4 protein-coding genes are annotated in these 5,981 nt (G+C 73.2%); 2 read left to right on the forward strand and 2 right to left on the reverse strand.

All coding sequences use genetic code 11. From position 1 onward, the window contains the following. Window positions 1-1,543: acyltransferase domain-containing protein (locus ABZY57_RS31725; protein WP_356517841.1), on the reverse strand; the 1,543-nt coding region annotated here is incomplete at its 3' end. 308 nt (window positions 1,544-1,851) lie between these two features. Then, window positions 1,852-3,501, reverse strand: coding sequence for a carbohydrate binding domain-containing protein (locus ABZY57_RS31730; RefSeq protein ID WP_356517847.1), 1,650 nt, complete (start codon window positions 3,499-3,501; stop codon window positions 1,852-1,854). 316 nt (window positions 3,502-3,817) lie between these two features. On the opposite strand from ABZY57_RS31730, the gene ABZY57_RS31735 reads away from it, so the two are divergent. Next, the gene (locus tag ABZY57_RS31735) at window positions 3,818-4,774 is read left to right on the forward strand and encodes a helix-turn-helix domain-containing protein (protein ID WP_356517843.1); all 957 of its coding nucleotides are present in this window, start codon (window positions 3,818-3,820) and stop codon (window positions 4,772-4,774) included. 163 nt (window positions 4,775-4,937) lie between these two features. Next, a complete protein-coding gene (gene gap, locus ABZY57_RS31740) occupies window positions 4,938-5,936 on the forward strand; it encodes a type I glyceraldehyde-3-phosphate dehydrogenase (protein WP_356517845.1) in 999 nt (332 codons plus the stop codon). The last annotated feature ends 45 nt before the right edge of the window (window positions 5,937-5,981 follow it).

The raw sequence follows: 5,981 nt of genomic DNA on the forward strand, positions 1-5,981 counted from the left end.
CTGGGTCCTCGCAGGACCGGCCGTCGAGCTCGGCCACCGGCAGGGCCGGCAGTCGGCGTTCCCGCGCGGGAACCAGCGCGCACGGGTCGACCGGGGCGCCCAGGACCGCCAGCCGGGCGAGGGCCAGCACGAAGGTGCGTCCGCCGTCCGGCACCTCCCCGGTGACGGGGACGACGTGGACGTCGCCGCGGCCGGTGAGGTTGCGGCGGACGGAGGTCAGGAGCGAGGTCCCGCCGGCCACCTGGAGGAAGACGCGGGCCCCCTGGTCGTAGGCGGTGCGGACGGCGTCGTCGAAGTGGACCGGCACGGACGCGTGCCGGGCCCACAGCTCGCGCAGCCGGTCGGGGTCCTCGCAGACCTCCGCGTTCACGGAGGAGACGAAGGGAACGGCGGGCCTGGTGATGCGACGTGCGGCGAGGACCGAGCGCACGGCCTCCTCGGCGCGGGCCAGCCGCGGGGAGTGGAAGGCGTTCGAGACGTCGAGCGCCGCCGCGACGACCCCGGCCCCGGCGCAGGCCTCCCGCACGGCGGCGATACCTTCCGGCGTGCCGCTGACCACGACCTGCCGCGGCTGGTTGAAGCAGGCGAGCCACACGTCGTCGATGCCGTCGACGAGCCGGCGGCAGGTCTCCTTGTCGGCCTGCACCGCGAGCATCCCGCCCCGGAGCCCGGTCTCCGCCCGGCGCAGGGCCGCGCCCCGGTGCACCAGCAGCCGGACGGCGTCCACGTGGGTCAGCGCCCCGGCCGCGGCGGCGGCCGCGAACTCTCCGGCGCTGTGGCCCAGGGCCAGGTCGGGGGTGATCCCGCAGTCGGCGAGGACCCGGGTGGCAGCGATCTGGACGGTGCCGAGCAGCGGCTGGCACACCTCGGTGGCGGCGAGCATGCGCCCGAGATCCCCGGTGTCCGCGAGAAACACAGGGGGCGTCTGGGGGGCATGAGACGTCTGGGGGGTCTGCGACGCCGGGGATGCGGAGGCCACGCCGTAGAGCAGGTCGGCCAGGTCGAAGCCGAGGTCGGCCCGGGCCACTGCGCTGAGTACGCGGACGGCCGAGCGGTAGGCGGGGAACCTCTCGTAGAGGTCCCGCATCATGCCGTGCCGCTGGCTGCCCTGGCCGGGGAAGAGGAAGGCGATGCGGCGCTGCGCGGCCGGCAGCGGGGCGTCGGCGGCGAAGGCGCCGTCGCCGAGGTCGCCCCGGGCTCCGGCGAGGAGCTGCTCACGGGCGTGGCGCAGGCGCCGGAGGAATCCGGCCGTGTCGGTGGCCACGATCGCGAGCCGGGCCGGCAAGGGCGCCCGCGCGCCCAGGGTGTGGGCCACGGCCGCCAGCGGCGTACGGTCCGCCGCGCCGAGGTCGTCGAGTACCTCGCCGATGCGCTGGTCCAGCAGCTCGGGGTCCCCGGCCGAGAGGAAGACGAGCTGGGGCCGGGTGGCTCCGGTGTCGTGGGCGGCTGCGCCGCTCCCGGCGCCGACGCCGCCTCGGTGCGCAGCGCGTCCGGGGGCGCCGGGAAAGCGGCAGCCGCGTCCGATGATGGCGATGTCGGTCATGGCGGGTCCGCCTTCGGTCCGGATGGCGCGTCGCTCCTGCTGGGCGCAGGACGGTCGCTTTCCACCGTGCCCGCCGGCGGTGCGGGGGCGTAGACCCGGCTGTTCGTTACTTGACAGGTGCCGCCCGCGGGTGCTGAACGCCACCTGCCGCGCGCCCACGGCGGGTGCGGTCCGGGGCCGCGGCGTCCGTGGGGAGGGAGGAAGGGCGAGGGCCGCCGCCGGAGGGACGGCCCCGACCGGTTCCTGACACCGTACGAGCGGCAGGGCCGTCGCGGCGATCCGCGACGGCCCTGCTGCGACGGGGTGGATCAGCCGGTGAAGCCGGCCGTGATGGAGCTGAACTGCCAGTCGCTCTGGGCGATGCCGGAGCAGGTCTCCTGCAGGCCGCCGCCGGGGCAGCCGCGGTCGCGGTTCACCGACCAGAAGGCGAGGCGCGCGATGTGGTGGGAGTTGGCCCAGTTGCGGATGTCGGTCCAGTTCTGGACGGTGGTGGTCTCCTGGGTGTCGCTGATGCCGTTCATGCCCGAGATGCCGATGTGGGAGTACGCGGTCGCGTCGTCCCAGCCGTAGGTGGACTTGAGCTTGGCCTTGAGGCCCTCGGTGGCGCTGACGGTGCTGGCGTACATGTCCGTCGAGGCGTTGCCGAAGTCGAACGGCATGATCGTGAAGACGTCGATGCCGGCGTTCAGCGCCTTGGACTGCTCGATCAGGCGGTTGCCCCAGCTGGTCGGGCCGGTGGTGGAGGTGCCGAAGGTCAGGATCGTCTTCAGGCCGGGGTTGTTCTGCTTGACGATCTTGAGCGCGCCGAGGATGCGGTCCTGGACCGCGGCGTTCTCGAACTCGTCGGTGTTCTCTATGTCCACGTCGATGGCCTTCAGCCCGTACGCGCTGATGACCTGCTGGTACGCACCGGCCAGGGCCTCGGCGCTGGAGCAGTTGGGGCCGAGCTTGTTGCCCTGCCAGCCCCCGATGGAGGGCACGATGTCGCCGCCCGCCGCGCGGATCGAGGCGATGGTGCTCTGGTCCACGCCGCCGGTCAGCGGGCGCTGGCCGTCCCAGGACGGGTTGCAGCCGCCCGAGGAGAGGATGAACGCCATCGTGAACCACTTGGTGCCGGTCGCGTTCATCACGGTGGTCGGGCTCGGCGGGTTGCCCCAGCCGAGGTAGAGGTACGGCGCGGCCTGCTTGAAGCCGGTCGGCGGCGTGGTCCCGGTGTCGGTGGTGACGTTGACGGTGTTCGAGGCGGCCGAGGTGTTCCCCGCGAGGTCGCGGGCGCGCACGGTGAACGCGTAGGCGGTGCCGGGGGTCAGGCCCGTGACGGTCGCGCCGGTGGTGGCGGAGGTCGCGACCTTCGTCCCGCCCTGGTACACGTCGTAGCCGTTCACGCCGACGTTGTCGGTGGACGCGGTCCAGGTCAGGGAGGCCGTGGTGGAGGTCTTGCCGGTGGCGGCGAGGTTGCCGGGCACGGTGGGCGCCTGGGTGTCGACGGTGCCGCCGGGGCCGTCCAGGGTGATGTCGTCGGCGTGGTAAGTGCCCTGTCCGTACCAGCCGTTGAGGTAGATCTCGGCGCTGGTCTGGGAGGCGCCGGTGGTGAAGGCGACGGTCAGCTTGGTGTACGTGGCGGCCGAGGGGGTCCACGTGGAGGCGCCGCCGGTGACCCCGAGGTAGACGTAGCTGCCGCGGACCCAGGCGGAGAGCGTGTAGCTGGTGTTGGGCTGCACGGCGACGGTCTGGACGCATTTGGCGTTGTCGCTCGCACTGGCCGCGCCGGCCAGTGCCTTGCTCCCGCCGTGCACCGGTGAGCCGACCACGGAGCCCAGCCCGCCGGAACAGGACCAGCCGGCCGTGGTGCCGGACTCGAAGTCGCCGTTCGCCAGGATGTTGGCGCCGAAGGCCGCTCCGGGGGAGGTCAGCACGGCGGCGGCGCCGAGCAGGGTGGCGCCGAGGGCGCAGGCCAGCCGTGTACGGGTTCGGTCAGGGGTACGCAAGGAAGTGCCTCCGGTGGGAATGGGGGGACGGCGTGGAGCGCGAAGCGTGGGCGTGCGGCCCGCCGGGGACGCGTGGGGACGGGGCGGCGGGCCCGTGGGTGGGGGAGCCCTGCGGCCGGGCGGGCGTGGGGAGTTGACGTCGTATCCGCTTCGTGGCCGGGAACCTAATCCTCCGGAAGGACCCCCGTCAACAGGTCTGGACCAACTGATAGGTGGCTCTCTCAATCGGAAGGTTTACTAACCGTGACGCTTGACAAGCCTCCCGCCCCTTCGGAAGCATGACGCGGTGCCAGCCTCCCGCCCCCACCACGTCGCCGTCCTCGTCCTCGAAGGGGCGAAACCCCTGGACGTCGGCATCCCCGCGCAGGTGTTCACGACCCGCGCGAGCATGCCCTACGAGGTCCGGGTGTGCGGGGCGGCCCCGGGGCTCGTGACCGGCGGTGACGGCCTGTCGTACTCCGTCGCCCACGGCCTCGAAGCCCTGGCCTGGGCCGACACCGTCTTCGTCCCCGGCTACCGGTACCCCGACCGCGAGGACCCGCCGCGGGCCGTCGTCGACGCGCTGATCGCCGCCCACGAACGGGGCGCGCGGCTCGCGGCCATCTCCACGGGAGCCTTCGCGCTCGCCGCCACGGGCCTGCTCGACGGCAAACGGGCCACCACGCACTGGCACTACACCCGGGCGCTCGCGGCGAAGTGGCCGCTGGTCCGGGTCGACGAGAACGTCCTGTTCGTCGACGAGGGCTCCGTGCTGACCTCGGCCGGAGCCGCCTCGGGCATCGACCTGTGCCTGCACATCCTGCGCAGCGACCTCGGGGTGGCCGCCTCGAACCACACGGCCCGGCGGCTGGTCGCGGCCCCCTACCGCAGCGGCGGCCAGGCGCAGTACGTGCCGCGCAGCGTGCCCGAGCCGCTCGGCCCGCGGTTCGCCGCCACCCGCGAGTGGGCGCTGCACCGCCTCGGCGAACCCCTCACCCTGGAGGTGCTCGCCCGGCACGCGGCGGTGTCCCCGCGCACGTTCTCGCGGCGGTTCGCCGAGGACACCGGGTACACGCCGATGCAGTGGGTGATGCGCGCCCGCATCGACGTGGCCCGCGAACTGCTGGAGCGTTCGGAGCGGAGCGTTGAGCAGATCGCCGCGGACGTGGGCCTGGGCACCGGCTCCAACCTGCGGCTGCACTTCCAGCACATCCTGCGGACCACGCCGAGCGAGTACCGGCGCACTTTCGCCCGGGGCGAGTGAGGCGTCCTGTGCCCGGGGCGAGTGGCGCGCTCGTGCCCGGGGCGGGTGACGGGAGGCGTCTTGGCGCGATCCTTGCGGACCGTGGCGATCGCGCCGCTGTCGCAGGCCCCCCGGACCCGCGAACCTGGTGACGAACCCACGGGACAGGGACAAGGGAGCCAGCATGACTCGCATCGCCATCAACGGATTCGGCCGCATCGGACGCAACGTGCTGCGCGCACTGCTCGAACGCGACAGCAAGCTCGAGGTCGTCGCGGTCAACGACCTCACCGAACCCGCCACCCTCGCGCGGCTGCTCGCCTACGACACCACCTCCGGCCGGCTCGGCCGCCCGGTGACCGTGGACGGGGACGTCCTCGTCGTCGACGGCCGCCGCATCAAGGTGCTCGCCGAGCGCGAGCCGGCGCAGCTGCCCTGGGCCGAACTCGGCGTGGACATCGTGCTGGAGGCCACCGGCCGCTTCGCCACGGCCAAGGCAGCCCGCGCCCACATCGACGCGGGGGCCAAGAGGGTGCTCGTCAGCGCACCGGCCGACGGGGCCGACATCACGCTCGCGTACGGGGTGAACAGCGACTCCTACGACCCGGCCCTGCACACGATCGTCTCCAACGCCTCGTGCACGACCAACGCCCTCGCGCCGCTGGCCGCCGTACTCGACGAGCTCGCGGGCATCGAGCACGGCTTCATGACCACGGTGCACGCCTACACGCAGGAGCAGAACCTGCAGGACGGTCCGCACCGCGACCCCCGCCGCGCCCGCGCCGCCGCCGTGAACATCGTGCCGACCACCACGGGTGCCGCCAAGGCCATCGGCCTGGTCCTGCCGAACCTGGACGGCAAGCTCTCCGGCGACTCGATCCGCGTCCCGGTCCCGGTGGGCTCGATCGTCGAGCTGAACACCACCGTCGCCCGCGACGTGACGCGCGAGGACGTGCTGGCGGCCTACCGCGCCGCCGCCGAGGGACCGCTCGCCGGCGTGCTGGAGTACTCGGACGACCCGCTCGTGTCCTCCGACATCACGGGCAACCCCGCCTCCTCCATCTTCGACTCGGAGCTCACCCGCGTCGAAGGCCGCCACATCAAGGTGGTCGCCTGGTACGACAACGAGTGGGGCTTCTCGAACCGGGTCATCGACACGCTCGAACTCCTCGCGAGCCGCTGAGGCCGGGCCACGGTCACCAGGCGCGCCGCGGACCGGGGAATCCGG

The sequence above is a fragment of the Streptomyces sp. NPDC006450 genome (assembly GCF_040612195.1).
Taxonomy (GTDB): Bacteria; Actinomycetota; Actinomycetes; order Streptomycetales; family Streptomycetaceae; genus Streptomyces.